A 16476-nucleotide genomic window follows, 5' to 3' on the forward strand; every position below is an offset into this window, starting at 1 on the left:
AAAACCATGAAGCCTTATCAAACCTTGTTGCCGAGCGGCGCACACTGGTCGCTGATGATGCGCAGCGGCAGTGCGCTGACCCTCACCGATGTCGAAGGTGGCGCCAACGTCGGCCTGCTGTTTTACAACCCGGAAAACCTGCTGGAGCGCTATAACGCGCCCGATACCCTGAAGTGCCAGCACACTTTCCGCCTCACCGCCGGTCATTGTCTCTATTCAGATATGGGACGTATTTTCTGCGGCATCGAACACGACAGCTTCGGCTGGCACGAAAGCGTGTGCGGCACGCTGAATGCCGCACAAACCGCCGCGCGTTTTGGTGCCAGCACCTATCAGCAGGCGCGCAATCTGCGCCATCAAAATGGCTACGACAGTTTTCTTGTCGAGCTGGCCAAATATGGGCTCGGCCGGCGCGATATGGCGTCCTGCCTCAACCTGTTTGCGCAGGTGCGCGCCGACGACAGTGGCACTTTGCAGCTGGAACGTCAGGGCGCGGCGGGTGCCAGCGTGCGTTTACGTTTCGCGATGGACACGCTAGTGCTGCTGCACACTTGCCCGCATCCGCTCAGCGCATCGCAGGATTATCCGCGCCAGCCGGTGCAGATCGAACTGGATGCGCAACACGCGCCGCTGCCGGCGATGTGTCTCGAGCGCGACGAGAATCAGCGCGGTCTGCGCAATAACGCGCTGTATCAACTGCAAGGAGAAATGTGATGATCAATGAGAGTCAGCGCGATCCAGCCGAAGCGCGCTTCCAGCAGCAAATTGATGCCGGTGATTACTGGCTGCAGCGCATCGAGGCGGGCCAAACGCTACGCATCACCGATCTTGAAGGCAATCAAGCCGCCGATACGCTGTTTTTCAATGCTGAGGACACCGCCGAACGCTACAGCATGAGCGACACGCTGCGCGGGCAAAACAATGTTTTTCTGACGGCCGGCAGCGTGCTGCGCTCGAACTTTGATCGCCCAATGCTGACCATCACTGCCGATACCTGCGGCCGTCACGACACGCTCGGCGGCGCTTGTTCGTGCGAGAGCAACACGGTGCGCTATGACCTGGAGAAGCGCCATATGCATTCGTGCCGCGATAGCTGGATGCTGGCGGTGGCGGAGCAGCCGGAGTTTGGCCTGACGCGCCGCGACATCACCCACAACATCAACTTTTTCATGAACGTGCCGGTGACGCAGGATGGCGGATTGACCTTTGCCGACGGCATTTCTGCGCCGGGCAAATATGTCGAGATGCTGGCACACATCAACGTGCTGGTGCTGATCTCCAACTGCCCGCAGCTCAACAATCCCTGCAACGGTTACAACCCAACGCCGATTTTAGTCAGCGTGTGGTGATTTTCTGACGCAACGGGACGACCCGTTTTCTGCCGTCAATGCTACGCAGGACGACCTGCCGCAACGAGAGTATTCAGTCATGATTGATCGCGTATTAATTGCCAACCGTGGCGCGATTGCCGTGCGCATTATTCGAACCCTGCAAGCCATGAATATCCGGGCGATTGCCGTATACGCCGAAGCCGACCGTCATGCGCGCCATGTGCGTCTGGCGGATGAAGCCTGGTCGCTCGGTGAAGGTCAGGTGCGAGACACTTATCTCAATCAGGATAAATTACTGGCGATAGCCGCGCAGAGTGGCGCGCAGGCGCTGCATCCCGGTTACGGTTTTCTTAGTGAAAATCCGGAGTTTGTCACGCGCTGCGAAGCGGCGGGCGTGCATTTTCTTGGGCCGAGCGCCGAGCAGATGGCGGCCTTTGGCCTGAAACATAGCGCGCGTGCGCTGGCTGAACAGAATAACGTGCCGCTGCTGCCGGGCAGCGGCTTACTGGCTTCGCTGGCCGAGGCGCAGCAGATGGCGGCGCAGATTGGCTATCCGGTCATGTTGAAAAGCACCGCGGGCGGCGGCGGCATTGGCATGCAGCGCTGTGACGATGCCGAACAGCTAGACGCCGCATTCACCCGCGTGAAGCGCCTGGCAGGCAACAACTTCGCCGACGATGGCGTGTTTTTAGAGAAGTTTATTGCGCGTGCGCGCCATATCGAAGTGCAGATTTTTGGCGACGGCGCAGGTGAAGTCATCGCGCTCGGCGAGCGTGATTGCTCGGCCCAGCGCCGCAATCAAAAGGTGCTGGAAGAGACGCCCGCACCGGGCTTGAGCGCTGCGGTGCGCGCGCAGTTGCAGGCCACCGCCGTAAGGCTGGCGCGGGCGGTGAACTATCGCAGCGCGGGCACGGTGGAATATGTTTATGACGATGCCAGCCAGCAGTTCTGGTTCCTCGAAGTGAACACGCGTTTGCAGGTGGAACATGGCGTCACCGAAATGGTGTATGGCGTTGATTTGGTGCGCTGGATGGTAGAACTGGCGCAGCAAAGATTGCCGCCGCTGGCCGATTTGCAGCCGGTGGTGCAAGGTCACGCCATTCAGGTACGGCTTTACGCCGAAGATCCGGCTAAGCAGTTCCAGCCCAGCGCGGGATTGCTCAGCCATGTGCAGTTCCCGACTACGATTGAGGGCGCTACGCTGCGCATCGACAGCAGCGTTGAGAGCGGCATGGAGGTTTCGCCATTTTACGATCCGATGCTGGCGAAACTTATTGTACATGCCGCAGACCGGACCAGCGCGCTAGGCAGCATGGCGCAGGCGCTGTCCGCCACCGAACTGTACGGCATCGAAACCAATTTGCTATGGCTGCGCCAGCTGTGCACGCTGCCGGACGTGCAGCAGGGACGCATCATCACCGCCACGCTCGGCACCCTGCAGTGGCAGCCGCCAACGCTGGATATTCTCAGCGGCGGCACCTTAACCACAGTGCAAGATGCGCCGGGCCGCATCGGTTATTGGCATGTTGGCGTGCCGCCTTCCGGTCCGTTCGACAGCCGCGCGTTCCAGCTGGGTAATCGCCTGTTAGACAATGATGCGCAGGCCGCCGGGCTGGAGATCACCTTGCGTGGCCCGACGCTGCGCTTCAACCAGGCCTGCAGTTTTGTCCTGACCGGCGCGCCGATTGCCGCGCAGCTTGATCAACAAACGATACCGATGCATCAGCGGCTGACGGCGCAGGCCGGGCAAACGCTGACGCTCGGCGAAGTTCGAGACGGCAGCCGCAGCTATCTGCTGCTGGCCGGTGGCCTCGATACGCCGCGCTATCTGGGTAGCCGCAGCACTTTCACCCTCGGCAAATTTGGTGGTCATGCCGGACGCGCGCTGCGCGCCGGTGATGTGCTGCATCTCGCCGCGCCGCAGGTGCTGACAGCGGCCAGCTTGCCGGATAATTTGCTGCCGTCACTGAACGGCAGCTGGCAGCTGCGGGTGATTTACGGTCCGCATGGCGCGCCAACCTTCTTCACCGATGATGACATCGCGGAATTTTTTGCCGCTGAGTGGCAAGTGCACTACAACTCCAGCCGCACCGGCATTCGCCTGATTGGCCCCAAACCGACCTGGGCACGCAGCGATGGCGGCGAAGCGGGCATGCATCCCTCGAACATCCACGACAATGCGTACGCCTTCGGCGCGGTGGATTTTACCGGCGATATGCCGGTGATCCTCGGCCCGGATGGCCCATCGCTGGGAGGATTTGTTTGTCCGGCAACGGTGATTGAAGCCGATCTGTGGAAGCTGGGGCAGCTGAAAGCTGGCGATCGCGTCCAGTTCCAGCCGATCGAACTTGCCACCGCCGATCAACTGGCGCAGGCGCAGCGTGACGAGATCATCAAACTGCAATCTCAACCGATTACAGTGAACGCGGCGCTGCCCTTAATTGATCCGGTGCTGCACCATCATGCGGCAACGGAGCAACGTCCTTCGCTCAGTATTCGGGCGGCGGGCGACCGTTTTCTGCTGGTGGAATATGGCGATTTACAACTGGATATCGCGTTGCGTTTTCGCGTGCATGCGCTGATGCAATGGTTGGAAGCGCATCCGCTGCCGGGGCAACTGGAATTGACGCCTGGCATCCGCTCGCTACAAATTCATTATGACGCACAAATGTGTGGCAGAAGTGAGCGAGTGGCGCAAATATTGCACGCTGATTTAGCATTGGGTAGCCTGGCCGATGCGGCCGTGCCTGCGCGCACCGTCTGGCTGCCACTTAGCTGGGATGATGCGGCCTGTCGTGAAGCGATTGTGCGCTACGACCAATCCGTCAGACCGAATGCGCCGTGGTGCCCAAGCAATATTGAATTTATTCGCCGCATCAATGGGCTGGATAGCATTGAGTCGGTAAAAGAGATCGTATTTAGCGCCTCTTATTTGGTCATGGGATTGGGCGATGTCTATCTCGGTGCGCCGGTGGCTACGCCACTCGATCCGCGCCATCGCCTGGTGACCACCAAATACAATCCGGCGCGCACCTGGACGGCGGAAAATTCAGTCGGTATCGGTGGCGCTTATATGTGCGTGTACGGCATGGAAGGGCCGGGCGGCTATCAGTTTGTTGGACGCACTATGCAGATGTGGAACCGCGATCGCCCTACAGCTGCGTTTACCCAGCCCTGGTTACTGCGCTTCTTCGATCAAATACGCTTTTATCCGGTAGATGCCGACGAGTTGCTGCAGATTCGTGAGCGTTTCCCGTGGGGCGATTATCCGCTACGCGTGGAACAGGGTGAATTCCGCCTCGCCGAGTATCAGGCGATGCTGACGCAGCACGCGCAGGAGATTGATGCCTTCCAGCAGCAGCGCCAGCAGGCGTTTGATGAGGAGTTGGCGCGCTGGCGAGCGGAAGGGCAGTTTACCTTCGATAGCCAGCTGCAAGCGCAGAGCAGCGAAGAGAGTGTGGTGCCAGCCGGTTGTCATCCCGTTGAGAGCCAGGTGGCGGGCAGCGTGTGGCAATGGCTGGTGGAGGAAGGCAGTGAAATCAGTGCGGGGGCCACGGTCGGCATTCTCGAATCAATGAAGATGGAAATCCCGATCATCGCGCCCGTCAGTGGAAAAATCCATAGTCTGACGCGGCAACCTGGGCAGCAAGTGCAGGCAGGTCAATTGCTTATGGTGATCGACCCAAAAGTGGCATAAGAAAGAATAAAAAATAATCAGGAATCTGGCAGCAAAGTTGGGGATATGTCCCATACTTAGAAACCCGAACTATTGTTGCATTGCCCTGACATCTTTTGCAGTGCTCAACAGGCTGTGTCCCGCATCGGTTTGATAATAACTATGCGAAACCGCTTCGGGATACAGCCTGATCGTCCGGTTTCAGCGCCTGGTGGCGCTTACCTCTCTACTTTCACGTGCTTCATAGTGAGTTTTTAAGGAGTTCTCTATGGAATTAAAAGATCCCATGGTCGAGTTGCTCAGCAGCCTTGAGCAGATTGTTTTGACACGTGACGCGAAGCCATCCGTATCAGAAATTTCAATCAATCAGACTACAGTTCCCGAGCCGCAGCGTTTACGCGAGATGACCGGCATGCAGGTTGACGAATTTGCCCGTGTGATGGGTGTCAGCGTTTCGTCAGTGAAAAGCTGGGAGGCGCAACGTACACGTCCTTCCGCTACGGCGCGTAAATTGATGAAGTTGTTGCAGGCCAACCCTTATTTAGGGCGTCAGCTGCTGGAGTAATCCCTTTTTCGGGATGATCCAACCCGCCTTGATGGCGGGTTTTTAATTTATGGCGCCATACTTTGCTGCCTGTTTAACGAACCAGCTCTCCGGCACGCTGTGCGGCGGTTGCGCTAACTGCGCAAGCCCTTGTTTGATGGTCTGCTCTGCCTGCCGCCAAAGATGGCTATCGCCCTGGCGTAACAGCTGAATCTGAATCTGCTTTTCCACCAGATAGACGCGCGCAAAGTCGGCATCGTACTGCACGATGGCGCGGGTGTTGTCGATGATGTCGGCCAGCTTGATGGTTTGCGCTTCGGGCGAGGCATCGGCGGTGTGGCGAAAATGCGCCAGCTTGCGTGCGGCGCGGTTTTTTGCCGCAGGCTGCGCGCTGTCGGTGAGCTGGTCCACCAGTTCCGCCACGCGCGGGCCGAAATGGCGTTCGATATCGTCAATGGTGCTGGGCGTGTCTTCTACCGTGTCATGCAGCCAGGCGGCGGCAATCATCTGTTCATCATCGGTAACGCTACGCACTAATTCGGCGACGGCAGCCGGATGCACAATGTAAGGCTCGTCAGTGTATTTGCGACGTTGACCCGCAGCGGCATGCGCCTCAGTGGCATAACGGCGCGCTTGCTCTTCCAGTGAATCTCGCATATTTCACTCTCCCAGAGAAAAGTCGCTTGCAATTATCTAGCGCGCTATTTATATTGAAACCCATGAACAGTAATCAAGATGACAAAAAAGTGAAGCAGGCGCCACTTCAGTTAGATCAGCAGCTCTGCTTTGCACTGTATTCGGCGAATCTCGCGATGCACAAAGTCTATCGCCAGCTGCTATCAAAGCTGGAGATTACCTATCCGCAATATCTGGTGATGCTGGTGCTGTGGAGTCAGGACGATGTGACGGTCTCTGAGATTGGCGAGCAGCTGTTTCTTGATTCAGCCACGCTGACGCCGCTGTTGAAACGTCTGGAGAGCGCGGGTTTATTGCATCGCCAGCGTTCCCGTCAGGATGAGCGTCAGGTTGTGGTAACGCTGACCGATGAAGGTCGTGCGTTGCGTGACAAAGCAGAAAGTATTCCGGAAGCCATTCAGTGCGCAACAGCCTGCGATGATCAGGTGATGGCATCACTGAAAGCTCAGTTAGACGAGTTGCGCGATAGCCTTTACCGCGCCAATTAATAAACAGGGGAAGTCGCTGTCCCGACAACCCAAAAGATGACGTTCAGGTTTGCGCATAATAAGTAGTGCGCGATTATATAGCGAATTAATGAGGTTATTATGTCTTTAGAAAAAGTTGTTTACACTGCAAAAGCTAAAGCTACCGGCGGTCGTGATGGTCGTGCTACTTCTTCCGACAACGTACTGGATGTAAAACTGGGCGTGCCAAAAGAGATGGGCGGCGCAGGCGGCGAAGTGACTAACCCAGAGCAGCTGTTTGCTGCAGGTTATTCAGCGTGTTTCCTCGGAGCGATGAAGTTTGTGGCTGGCCGCGACAAGATTTCGATGCCGAAAGATGCGTGGATTGAAGGCGAAGTTGGCATTGGCCCAATCCCGAACGGTTTCGGTATTGAAGCCAAACTGAATATTCATCTGCCAGAGATGGATGCAGCTGAAGCGCAGAAGCTGGTGGATGCGGCACACATCGTTTGCCCATACTCAAACGCAACGCGTGGCAATATCGACGTGACGCTGAACATCATCAACTAATTGATGTTGTTCACGATAACAGGCTCCTGCGGGAGCCTTTTTCACATCTGAATAAAACGCTAACCGGTTCGATTAGAAAATTTATCTGGTCTTACCATTGGTTAAATGTTCTACTGCTCGGCTTCGCGCCATCGCCCTTTCGCCAGTCGGAATCGTCCCGATCCTGCATCTTGCGTCACGCTTTTAATGCGGTTTAGCGAACTCTGCTGTCTTTAAACAGTCACATAACGGTTGATACAACGACACCAGGTCGGGAATAGAAAATTTTCATGAATTATATTAAAAGTTTAACGCAGCAAAAGCTGTCTCTGCTGCTTGCGTTATATCTCGGTATCTTACTGAATTTACCGATATTTTATCGCCGCTTTGACGGCTTCTTAACGAAATCCAATATCTCTAACTGGCTCTCTGCAGCGGCGGAAGTGATGGCAGCGGTACTGCTGACTTTCTTCCTGATGCGCCTGCTGTCGCTGGGCGGCAAATGGGTTTACCGCATTCTCGCCACACTCACCGTGATCATCTCTGTTGCCGCCGCCTATTTCATGGCGTTCTTCAACGTGGTGATTGGCTACGGCATTATCGCCTCGGTGATGACCACCGATATCGATCTCTCTAAAGAAGTGATTGGTCTGCATTTCGTGCTGTGGATGGTGCTGGTGAGTGCGCTGCCGCTGCTGCTTATCTGGCGCAATAAGCTTAGCCAGACACTGATTGAACAACTTAAAACGCCTGGCCAACGTCTTAAGCCGGTAGCCGTTATGCTGCTGAGCGTGGCGCTGGTCTGGCTGCCGATTCGCTATTTCGACAAGTTGCAGAAGGTGAATGAAGAGATCACCAACATCGATTTGCCGAGCTATGGCGGCGTGGTGGCGCACTCGTATCTGCCATCCAACTGGATTGCCGCGCTGGGCCTGTTCGCCTGGACCAAAGTTGATGAAGAGTGGGATGGCCAGAAGTTACTCGATCCGGCAAAAGAGTTTACTTACGTCGCGCCTGCGGGCCTCGACGATACCTATATGGTGTTTGTGATTGGCGAAACCACGCGCTGGGATCACATGGGCATGCTCGGCTACGATCGTGATACCACGCCGAAGCTGTCGAAAGAGAAGAACCTGGTCGCGTTCCGTGGTGAATCTTGTGATACCGCCACCAAGCTGTCGCTGCGCTGCATGTTCGTGCGCGAAGGTGGCACCATGGATAATCCGGGCCGCACGTTGAAAGAACAAAATGTTTTCGCCGTGTTGAAAGAGCTGGGCTTCACGTCTGAGCTGTTCGCGATGCAGAGCGAAGTGTGGTTCTACGATAACGCTGACACCAATAACTTCTCGTTCCGCGAGCAGATTGGTTCAGAGAAGCGTAATCAGGGCAAAGCGGTCGATGACATGCTGTTAGTGCCGGAGTTGCAGGCATCGTTACAGCGCTTCCCAAAAGGCAAGCACGTGGTGATTCTGCACACCAAAGGCTCGCACTACCTTTATTCTCAGCGTTACCCGCGTGATTTCGCTCGCTATCAGCCGGAATGCATGGGCGTTGATGAGAAGTGCAGTAAAGCGCAGTTGATTAACGCCTACGACAACTCGATTTTGTACGTGGATACCATGCTGGATAGCGTGCTCGATCAGTTGCGAGATAAGAAGGCGATTGTGTTCTACGCCTCCGATCACGGTGAATCAATCAGCGAGAATATGCACTTGCACGGTACGCCGCGCGAGATGGCGCCACCGGAGCAGTTCCGTGTACCGATGATGGTGTGGGCTTCTGATAAGTATCTTGAAGATCCAACCAACCGCAGCAACTTCGAACGTTTACAGGCGCAGCAGCGCGTGGGTAAAACCCATCGCCATGTTGAGCTGTTCGACACCATCATGGGTTGCCTCGGCTACACCTCGCCGGACGGCGGAATTAAAGACGCAAATAATTGGTGTTCAGCACCAGCGGCCGCGCCTGCTAAAGCGCTGTGATTTTTTTGGGGTTGTTGACCGCTGCTTGCTTTCCAGGCGATCAGTTGGGTTTTCAGTAAAAGGCATTGACGCTTTTTTAGCAGCGCAGTAATATGCGCCCCCATCGGCGAGTAGCGCAGCTTGGTAGCGCAACTGGTTTGGGACCAGTGGGTCGGAGGTTCGAATCCTCTCTCGCCGACCATCTTTGAAGAAACCTGCTTTTATAAGCAGGTTTTTTTTCGTCTGTAATTTGTTGGGTCTTGTGCCGATCAGGCTGAAATACAGGGCCGCTCCGTAAAGTCGCCGTGGACACATCCCTGTGGGCTCTGCCGGCGCATCCCTGCGCCGGAAGCTTTACTCCGCGGCCCTGTATTCCATCCTTCTTCAAACTCCTCTGCATTTTTTTAACAGCAAAACAGAAGCCAACCTGGCGATGGGAAGGCGGCTCGTTTAGCAAAGCGTCCGCCGCAGGGATGCGGCGGTCGAGGCTACAGGGACGTATTCACGCCGACTTTGCGTTCGAGCCGCCTTTCCTGAGCAACGCACCGAGCGAATAGCAAAACCCCTAAATATACCCATTCCATCCCCTAAACCAGCAATACTCACCATTATCTCCACTAACTCCCGCGTACCCCACGCCAAATCGAACCCGCGCGCTTAATTCGCGAAACATTCTTCTTATGACCGGTTTATGCATCATGCTGATTTCTTATGCCATTTCCCTAGCACATTCCGCTGCCTGAACGTCATAACGCACGCAGAATCGTTCAGATATTCAACATTTACCAATAAGTTTTGTGTGTTTTTTAGCGGTGATAATCACTGCTATTTGACTACATAGCCAGATAATCACGCGGCATTGAGCGCTTTATCACCTTTTTTAATTTTGGCTTAGGCTGAGAAGGGTGTTTTTTATCGTTGCTTGCACTTAGTCACACTCTATGTAAATAACCCCACACTGTATTGACGTTCATTGCAACTGTTGACAAATTGATGCGTCAATAAAATGTAGAGAAGGACGTGTCTGACAGATTCCACGGTGCCAGCACAAAAAAATAACCGCTCACATTTTGCTTACTCTTAATTGACCTGCCCGAACCGCATAAAAAAATCAGAGGTCGGGCGACGCACACAACATCACATCACAATGGAGCAAAACATGATCAACTCCCTGGCTAAATCCAGGATGCTGAAGGTCGGTCTCAGCCTGATTGCTATGACCGTTGCCGCTGGTGTCCAGGCGAAAACCCTCGTTTATTGTTCAGAAGGTTCGCCGGAAGGCTTCAACCCGCAGCTCTTCACATCGGGCACCACCTACGACGCAAGCTCGGTACCGATCTACAACCGTCTGGTTGAGTTCAAAACCGGTACCACCGAGCTGCAGCCAGGTCTGGCAGAAAAATGGGATGTCAGCGCGGACGGTAAAACTTATACCTTCCACCTGCGTCAGGGCGTGAAGTGGCAAACCACCAAAGACTTCAAGCCAACCCGCACCTTCAATGCCGATGACGTCGTGTTCTCCTTCGAGCGTCAGCTCGACAAAAACAACAAATATCACGGTGTTTCTGGCGGCAGCTACGAATACTTCGAAGGCATGGACATGCCTAAGCTGATCGCCAAAATCGAAAAAGTTGACGATTACACCGTACGCTTCACGCTGACGCGTCCTGAAGCGCCGTTCATTGCTGACCTCGGCATGGACTTCGCCTCAATCATTTCTAAAGAATATGCCGACAACATGCTGAAAGCGGGCACGCCTGAGAAGCTGGACCTCAATCCAGTGGGCACCGGTCCGTTCGTACTGCAGCAGTATCAGAAAGACTCGCGCATTCTGTATAAAGCTAACCCAGACTTCTGGGGCACTAAGCCGAAGATTGATCGCTTAGTGTTCTCCATCACGCCAGACGCCTCTGTGCGTTATGCGAAACTGCAGAAAGGCGAGTGCCAGGTCATGCCGTACCCGAACCCGGCCGACATCGCCAGCATGAAGAAAGACGACAAAATTAACCTGATGGAACAGCCTGGTTTGAACGTCGGTTACCTGTCGTTCAACACCGAGAAAAAGCCGCTGGATAACGTGAAGGTGCGTCAGGCACTGACCATGGCGGTGAACAAACAAGCCATCATTGATGCCGTTTATCAGGGCGCTGGCCAGGCCGCGAAAAACCTGATCCCACCCACCATGTGGGGCTACAACGACGACATCAAAGATTACGCTTACGATCCTGAGAAAGCCAAAGCGCTGCTGAAAGAAGCAGGCATGGCTGATGGTTTCTCCATCGACCTGTGGGCAATGCCGGTTCAGCGTCCATACAACCCGAACGCACGTCGCATGGCGGAAATGGTTCAGGCTGACTGGGCGAAAATTGGCGTGAAAGCCAAAATCGTCACCTTCGAATGGGGCGAGTACCTGAAACGCGCGAAAGCCGGTGAACACCAGACCGTAATGATGGGCTGGACCGGTGATAATGGGGATCCGGATAACTTCTTCGCCACGCTGTTCAGCTGTGCAGCGGCGAAAGACGGTTCTAACTACTCACGTTGGTGCTACAAGCCGTTTGAAGATCTGATTCAGCCAGCCCGTGCTGAAGCCGATCACAACAAACGTATTGAACTGTACAAACAGGCTCAGGTAGTGATGCATGACCAGGCTCCAGCGCTGATCATCGCTCACTCAACCGTCTACGAGCCAGTGAGTAAGAAAGTCTCTGGTTATGTGGTTGATCCATTAGGTAAACATCACTTCGAAAACGTCGATATCCAGGAATAACCTTTCGGATTATCGCGGTCAGGGCCAGCATTGCTGGCCCTCGGGCGGCACCTTCGCCGCCCGTATTCCGCTCTTTTTTTCCGGCAAATTCTACTAATGAAGCGCTTCTTGCGTCGCGTCCGCCTTCGGCTGGCTGCGAGTGTTGAGCAATGTTGTCCCCGGCGGTAACGCTGTGGGAAATGTCAGAGAACCAGGCTTATGCTGCAATTCATACTCCGACGTTTGGGCCTTGTCATCCCAACGTTCATCGGTATCACGTTATTGACCTTCGCGTTTGTCCACTTGATCCCCGGCGATCCGGTACTGATCATGGCCGGCGAACGCGGTATCTCTCCTGAACGTCACGCGCAATTGATGGCGCAGTTTGGCCTCGATCAGCCGATGTGGAAGCAATACATCACCTACATCAACGGCGTCTTACACGGTGACCTCGGCATCTCGCTGAAAAGCCGTATCCCGGTTTGGGACGAATTCGTACCACGCTTCAAAGCTACGCTGGAACTGGGCATCTGCGCCATGTTGTTCGCGGTCGCTGTCGGCATTCCTGTTGGCGTGCTGGCCGCGGTAAAACGCGGCTCGATCTTCGATCACACCGCCGTGGGCATCTCGCTCACCGGTTACTCGATGCCGATTTTCTGGTGGGGCATCATGCTGATCATGCTGGTCTCGGTGCAGTTGAACCTCACGCCGGTCTCCGGGCGCGTCAGCGACATCATCTTCCTTGACGACAGTCATCCGCTCACCGGATTTATGCTGATTGATACGCTGCTGTGGGGCGAAGAGGGCGATTTTAAAGATGCGGTGATGCACATGATTCTGCCGGCCATCGTGCTCGGCACCATTCCGCTGGCGGTGATCGTGCGTATGACGCGCTCCTCGATGCTGGAAGTGCTGGGTGAAGATTACATCCGCACCGCTCGCGCCAAAGGGCTGACGCGTATGCGTGTGATTGTGGTGCATGCGCTGCGTAACGCCATGCTGCCGGTCGTCACCGTGATTGGTTTGCAGGTTGGTACGCTGCTGGCCGGTGCGATTCTGACCGAAACCATCTTCTCGTGGCCGGGACTCGGTCGCTGGCTGATCGAAGCGCTGCAACGCCGTGATTATCCGGTGGTGCAGGGCGGCGTGTTGCTGGTGGCGATTCTGATCATCGTGGTCAACCTGCTGGTTGATCTGTTGTACGGCGTGGTCAATCCACGTATCCGTCATAAGAAATAAGGGGGAATCATGTCTGCTGTTGATCCCGCAAGCGTAACTGCTGCACCCAAGCCGATGACCCCGTTGCAGGAATTCTGGCACTACTTCAGGCGTAACAAAGGGGCGGTTATCGGCCTGGTTTACATCGTTCTGATGCTGTTAATCGCTATCTTTGCTGATGTGCTGGCACCGCACGCACCGGCTGAGCAATTCCGTGATGCCTTGCTGCATCCGCCGGTTTGGCAGGAAGGCGGCAGCTGGAGCTACATCCTCGGTACCGATGACGTGGGCCGCGATGTGCTGTCGCGCCTGATGTACGGCGCGCGTCTGTCGCTGCTAGTTGGCTGCATGGTCGTCGTGCTGTCGCTGATTCTCGGCGTGATATTTGGCCTGATGGCTGGCTACCTTGGCGGCGTGGTTGACGCCATCATTATGCGTGTGGTCGATATCATGCTGGCGCTGCCAAGCCTGCTGCTGGCATTGGTGCTGGTGGCGATCTTCGGTCCGTCGATCGTTAATGCCTCGCTGGCGATTACCTTCGTCGCCTTGCCGCACTATATCCGTCTGACGCGTGCTGCGGTGCTGGTTGAAGTTAACCGCGACTACGTTACCGCCTCAAGCGTGGCGGGTGCCGGTACGCTGCGCCAGATGTTCATCAATATTCTGCCTAACTGCCTGGCACCGCTGATCGTGCAGGCATCATTAGGTTTCTCCAACGCCATCCTCGATATGGCGGCGTTGGGCTTTCTCGGTATGGGGGCGCAGCCGCCAACGCCGGAGTGGGGCACCATGCTCTCCGACGTGTTGCAGTATGCGCAAAGTGCCTGGTGGGTGGTGACATTCCCTGGAGTGACCATTCTGCTAACGGTTCTGGCATTCAACCTCATGGGCGATGGTTTGCGTGATGCACTCGACCCGAAACTCAAGCAGTAAAGAGGCACCGAGATGGCGTTATTAAATGTAGACAAATTATCGGTGCATTTCGGCGACGAAAAAACACCGTTCCGTGCGGTTGACCGCATCAGCTATCAGGTCGAGCAAGGCCAGGTAGTAGGCATCGTCGGGGAATCCGGTTCCGGTAAATCGGTCAGCTCGCTGGCGATCATGGGCCTGATTGATTATCCCGGCCGCGTGATGGCCGAGAAACTGGAATTCAATCAGCGCGACCTGCAGAAAATCTCCGAAAAAGAGCGCCGCCAGTTGGTGGGCGCCGAAGTAGCGATGATCTTCCAGGACCCGATGACCAGCCTCAACCCTTGCTACACCGTGGGTTTCCAGATCATGGAAGCGCTCAAGGTGCATCAGGGCGGCAGCAAACGTACCCGTCGTCAGCGTGCGATTGATCTGCTCGATCAGGTGGGCATTCCCGACCCGGCATCGCGTCTGGATGTCTATCCGCACCAGCTATCGGGCGGGATGAGCCAGCGCGTGATGATCGCGATGGCGATTGCCTGCAAACCGAAACTGCTGATCGCCGATGAGCCAACCACCGCGCTCGACGTGACCATTCAGGCGCAAATCATCGAACTGCTGCTGGAGTTGCAGAAGCAGGAGAACATGGCGCTGATCCTGATTACCCACGATCTGGCGCTGGTGGCCGAAGCGGCTCAGCACATCATCGTGATGTATGCCGGACAAGTGGTGGAGAGCGGTAAAGCAGTGGATATCTTCAAAGCGCCGCGTCATCCCTACACGCAAGCCTTGCTGCGCGCGCTGCCGGAGTTTGCTGCCGACAAAGCGCGTCTGGCCTCGCTGCCTGGCGTGGTGCCGGGTAAATACGACCGCCCAACCGGCTGCCTGTTAAATCCGCGCTGCCCGTATGTGACCGATCGCTGCCGCCGCGAAGAGCCGGAGCTGCGCGACATTCCTGGCCGCCAGGCCAAATGTCACTTCCCACTGGATGATGCCGGGAGACCGACTTATGAGTCTTGATAACGATAAGCAGGATTACCTGCTGCAGGCGATTGACCTGAAAAAACACTACCCGGTGAAGAAAGGTCTGTTTGGCCAGGAACGTCTGGTCAAAGCGCTGGATGGCGTCTCGTTCAACCTCGAACGCGGCAAAACGCTGGCGGTGGTGGGTGAATCCGGCTGTGGTAAATCCACGCTGGGCCGCTTGCTGACGATGATTGAAACCCCGACCGAAGGCCAGCTGTTCTGGCACGGTCAGGATCTGTTGAAACACGATCCGCAGGCGCAGAAACTGCGTCGCCAGAAAATTCAGATCGTGTTCCAGAACCCGTATGGCTCGCTCAATCCGCGTAAGAAAATCAGCCAGATTCTGGAAGAGCCGCTGGTGATCAACACCTCGCTGACCAAAGCGGAGCGCAAGGAAAAAACGCTGGAGATGATGGCGAAGGTTGGCCTGAAAACCGAGCATTACGATCGCTATCCGCACATGTTCTCGGGCGGCCAGCGTCAGCGTATCGCTATTGCGCGTGGTTTGATGCTCGATCCTGATGTGCTGATCGCCGATGAGCCGGTCTCCGCGCTCGACGTGTCGGTGCGAGCGCAGGTGCTGAATCTGATGATGGATTTGCAGCAGGATTTAGGCTTGTCCTACGTCTTCATCTCGCACGATCTCTCTGTGGTGGAACACATCGCCGATGAGGTGATGGTGATGTATCTCGGCCGCTGCGTTGAGAAGGGCAGCAAAGAGGCGATCTTCAGCAATCCGCGTCATCCTTATACGCAGGCACTGCTGTCGGCGACACCACGCCTCAACCCGGACGATCGCCGCGAGCGCATCAAACTGACGGGCGAGTTGCCAAGCCCGCTCAATCCGCCGCCGGGCTGTGCGTTTAACGCGCGCTGCCGTCGTCGTTTTGGCACCTGCGTTCAGCTGCAGCCAAAACTGAAGCAATATGGCGATCAGCAAATCGCCTGCTTCGCGGTGGATCAGGATGAAAATCAGCCGGTAGGCGTGTCATAAATTACTGCCATAAATGAATCAAGGCTCCTGCGGGAGCCTTTCTTTTTGCTGATTAATACATGAGATAAATTAACGACAAAAAGGGTTACTGCTAAAGCCCTGACAAAAGCATTACGCCACTGCATCTGTGAACAATTGGTCCTGATTAAGATATATAGCGTAAAGGCAAATTCCTATTTTCATCATCATTGTGTGAGCAATGTCACTGTGGAATAAAATCCATAACTTGCAGCGCAGTAGAGGTTTTTCAGTAGCTTAGGTTAAAATCTCCTGCGTGATTATTTCTGTTAATTGATACTAATTAATCTCCGTCCATAAATAACTGCATGCTTTTTGCATTCCCGCTTTTTCAATCTTAAAGATAGAATTCTTTT

The 16476-nt window shown here is 55.3% G+C and carries 13 protein-coding genes and 1 tRNA gene; 13 read left to right on the top strand and 1 reads right to left on the bottom strand.

Annotated features, from left to right (window positions below; genetic code table 11):
* The first annotated feature begins 6 nt into the window (after positions 1 to 6).
* The 4 genes from P6287_RS00520 (at position 7) to P6287_RS00535 (ending at position 5572) form a co-directional block, all read left to right on the top strand.
* Positions 7 to 714, top strand: a complete 708-nt coding sequence (locus tag P6287_RS00520; protein WP_101763811.1) for an urea amidolyase associated protein UAAP1 — start codon at positions 7 to 9, stop codon at positions 712 to 714.
* Positions 714 to 1349 carry an urea amidolyase associated protein UAAP2 gene (locus P6287_RS00525; RefSeq protein ID WP_277974346.1) on the top strand — a complete coding sequence of 212 codons (636 nt, stop codon included), beginning with the start codon at positions 714 to 716 and terminating at the stop codon, positions 1347 to 1349. The genes P6287_RS00520 and P6287_RS00525 overlap by 1 nt, the downstream gene beginning before the upstream one ends.
* A 79-nt stretch (positions 1350 to 1428) precedes the next feature.
* Positions 1429 to 5028, top strand: coding sequence for an urea carboxylase (uca, locus tag P6287_RS00530; protein WP_277974347.1), 3600 nt, complete (start codon positions 1429 to 1431; stop codon positions 5026 to 5028).
* Between the two features lie 247 nt (positions 5029 to 5275).
* Entirely contained in the window at positions 5276 to 5572 is a 297-nt protein-coding gene (locus P6287_RS00535; RefSeq protein ID WP_008104629.1) for an HTH-type transcriptional regulator, read from the top strand.
* Between the two features lie 42 nt (positions 5573 to 5614).
* Here the strand turns inward: P6287_RS00535 and P6287_RS00540 are convergent, their stop codons facing one another.
* The gene (locus P6287_RS00540; RefSeq protein WP_277974348.1) at positions 5615 to 6208 is read right to left on the bottom strand and encodes an HD domain-containing protein; all 594 of its coding nucleotides are present in this window, start codon (positions 6206 to 6208) and stop codon (positions 5615 to 5617) included.
* A gap of 62 nt (positions 6209 to 6270) precedes the next feature.
* Between P6287_RS00540 and P6287_RS00545 the strand changes: the two genes are divergently transcribed.
* The 9 genes from P6287_RS00545 to dppF all read left to right on the top strand — a co-directional run bounded on the left by P6287_RS00545 (position 6271) and on the right by dppF (position 16102).
* Complete coding sequence (locus P6287_RS00545; protein WP_101763807.1) at positions 6271 to 6735, top strand: MarR family transcriptional regulator; 465 nt, start codon at positions 6271 to 6273, stop codon at positions 6733 to 6735.
* Between the two features lie 99 nt (positions 6736 to 6834).
* Positions 6835 to 7263 carry an organic hydroperoxide resistance protein gene (locus P6287_RS00550; protein WP_101763806.1) on the top strand — a complete coding sequence of 143 codons (429 nt, stop codon included), beginning with the start codon at positions 6835 to 6837 and terminating at the stop codon, positions 7261 to 7263.
* Between the two features lie 269 nt (positions 7264 to 7532).
* Positions 7533 to 9224, top strand: a complete 1692-nt coding sequence (gene eptB, locus P6287_RS00555; protein ID WP_277974349.1) for a kdo(2)-lipid A phosphoethanolamine 7''-transferase — start codon at positions 7533 to 7535, stop codon at positions 9222 to 9224.
* A 104-nt stretch (positions 9225 to 9328) separates the two neighbouring features.
* Positions 9329 to 9405: transfer RNA gene (locus tag P6287_RS00560), tRNA-Pro, on the top strand.
* A 957-nt stretch (positions 9406 to 10362) separates the two neighbouring features.
* Complete coding sequence (gene dppA, locus P6287_RS00565; protein WP_101763804.1) at positions 10363 to 11973, top strand: dipeptide ABC transporter periplasmic-binding protein DppA; 1611 nt, start codon at positions 10363 to 10365, stop codon at positions 11971 to 11973.
* Positions 11974 to 12171: 198 nt separating this feature from the next.
* Positions 12172 to 13191 (top strand): dipeptide ABC transporter permease DppB, encoded by a 1020-nt coding sequence (dppB, locus tag P6287_RS00570; protein ID WP_192414368.1) that lies wholly within the window; start codon positions 12172 to 12174, stop codon positions 13189 to 13191.
* A 9-nt stretch (positions 13192 to 13200) separates the two neighbouring features.
* The gene (gene dppC, locus P6287_RS00575; RefSeq protein WP_110867893.1) at positions 13201 to 14103 is read left to right on the top strand and encodes a dipeptide ABC transporter permease DppC; all 903 of its coding nucleotides are present in this window, start codon (positions 13201 to 13203) and stop codon (positions 14101 to 14103) included.
* A gap of 12 nt (positions 14104 to 14115) precedes the next feature.
* Complete coding sequence (gene dppD, locus P6287_RS00580) at positions 14116 to 15102, top strand: dipeptide ABC transporter ATP-binding protein (protein ID WP_008104610.1); 987 nt, start codon at positions 14116 to 14118, stop codon at positions 15100 to 15102.
* Positions 15092 to 16102 carry a dipeptide ABC transporter ATP-binding subunit DppF gene (dppF, locus tag P6287_RS00585; protein WP_137384884.1) on the top strand — a complete coding sequence of 337 codons (1011 nt, stop codon included), beginning with the start codon at positions 15092 to 15094 and terminating at the stop codon, positions 16100 to 16102. The genes dppD and dppF overlap by 11 nt, the downstream gene beginning before the upstream one ends.
* Positions 16103 to 16476 lie beyond the last annotated feature (374 nt).

The sequence above is a fragment of the Pantoea sp. X85 genome (assembly GCF_029623675.1).
Taxonomy (GTDB): Bacteria; Pseudomonadota; Gammaproteobacteria; order Enterobacterales; family Enterobacteriaceae; genus Pantoea; species Pantoea leporis.

Excerpts from the sequence above, each read along its gene's own strand:
- P6287_RS00520 (WP_101763811.1), top strand. The coding sequence starts at position 7 with ATGAAGCCTTATCAAACCTTGTTGCCGAGCGGCGCACACTGGTCGCTG.
- P6287_RS00525 (WP_277974346.1), top strand. The coding sequence starts at position 714 with ATGATCAATGAGAGTCAGCGCGATCCAGCCGAAGCGCGCTTCCAGCAG.
- uca (WP_277974347.1), top strand. The coding sequence starts at position 1,429 with ATGATTGATCGCGTATTAATTGCCAACCGTGGCGCGATTGCCGTGCGC.
- P6287_RS00535 (WP_008104629.1), top strand. The coding sequence starts at position 5,276 with ATGGAATTAAAAGATCCCATGGTCGAGTTGCTCAGCAGCCTTGAGCAG.
- P6287_RS00540 (WP_277974348.1), bottom strand. The coding sequence starts at position 6,208 with ATGCGAGATTCACTGGAAGAGCAAGCGCGCCGTTATGCCACTGAGGCG.
- P6287_RS00545 (WP_101763807.1), top strand. The coding sequence starts at position 6,271 with ATGAACAGTAATCAAGATGACAAAAAAGTGAAGCAGGCGCCACTTCAG.
- P6287_RS00550 (WP_101763806.1), top strand. The coding sequence starts at position 6,835 with ATGTCTTTAGAAAAAGTTGTTTACACTGCAAAAGCTAAAGCTACCGGC.
- eptB (WP_277974349.1), top strand. The coding sequence starts at position 7,533 with ATGAATTATATTAAAAGTTTAACGCAGCAAAAGCTGTCTCTGCTGCTT.
- dppA (WP_101763804.1), top strand. The coding sequence starts at position 10,363 with ATGATCAACTCCCTGGCTAAATCCAGGATGCTGAAGGTCGGTCTCAGC.
- dppB (WP_192414368.1), top strand. The coding sequence starts at position 12,172 with ATGCTGCAATTCATACTCCGACGTTTGGGCCTTGTCATCCCAACGTTC.
- dppC (WP_110867893.1), top strand. The coding sequence starts at position 13,201 with ATGTCTGCTGTTGATCCCGCAAGCGTAACTGCTGCACCCAAGCCGATG.
- dppD (WP_008104610.1), top strand. The coding sequence starts at position 14,116 with ATGGCGTTATTAAATGTAGACAAATTATCGGTGCATTTCGGCGACGAA.
- dppF (WP_137384884.1), top strand. The coding sequence starts at position 15,092 with ATGAGTCTTGATAACGATAAGCAGGATTACCTGCTGCAGGCGATTGAC.